Origin of the sequence: Paraburkholderia sediminicola (genome assembly GCF_046026895.1) — a bacterium.
Classification (GTDB): Bacteria; Pseudomonadota; Gammaproteobacteria; order Burkholderiales; family Burkholderiaceae; genus Paraburkholderia; species Paraburkholderia sediminicola_C.
The window spans coordinates 1-491 of record NZ_JAQQEU010000285.1 but is presented as its reverse complement, the minus strand read 5'-3'; the positions used below and the strand labels follow the sequence as shown (position 1 = coordinate 491).

Annotated in this window: 2 protein-coding genes; both read left to right on the top strand. The window is 68.8% G+C overall.

Annotated features, from left to right (window positions below; all coding sequences use genetic code 11):
- On the top strand, positions 1–142 hold a 142-nt coding region (locus PQR02_RS40790), incomplete at its 5' end, for an NADH-ubiquinone oxidoreductase-F iron-sulfur binding region domain-containing protein (protein ID WP_408243449.1).
- A gap of 14 nt (positions 143–156) precedes the next feature.
- Positions 157–491, top strand: a 335-nt coding sequence (locus tag PQR02_RS40785; RefSeq protein WP_408243448.1) for a 2Fe-2S iron-sulfur cluster-binding protein, incomplete at its 3' end; no start/stop codon positions are given.

Sequence of the window (491 nt, the reverse complement as noted above, 5' to 3'; positions counted from 1 at the left end):
ATGCGACACGATGGTGTCCGGTTCGCTGTGCGCGATGGGCGGCATGACGCCGTTCCCGGTGTTGTCCGCGCTCGATCATTTCCCCGAAGACTTCGGTCTCGCCAACGTAACTCAACACGCGCCCAAAGCGGCCGCGGCCTGACCCAGGAGCCCACCATGTCCGACGTGCTCAACTCCCCTGCCGGCGGCTGCGGCTCCGGCAATTGTGCGTGCAAGTCGCAGGCGCAGCAGCGCGCCACCCGATCGTTTTTCGACGACACCGACTACGGCACGCCCGCGCGGCATGCCGATGTCGACGTCACGCTGGAAATCGACGGCCAGGCGGTGACGGTCCCCGCCGGCACCTCGGTGATGCGCGCCGCCGCCGAAGCCGGCGTCAACGTGCCGAAGCTGTGCGCGACCGATTCGCTGGAACCGTTCGGCTCGTGCCGCCTGTGCCTCGTCGAAATCGAGGGCCGGCGCGGCTATCCCGCGTCGTGCACGACGCCGGC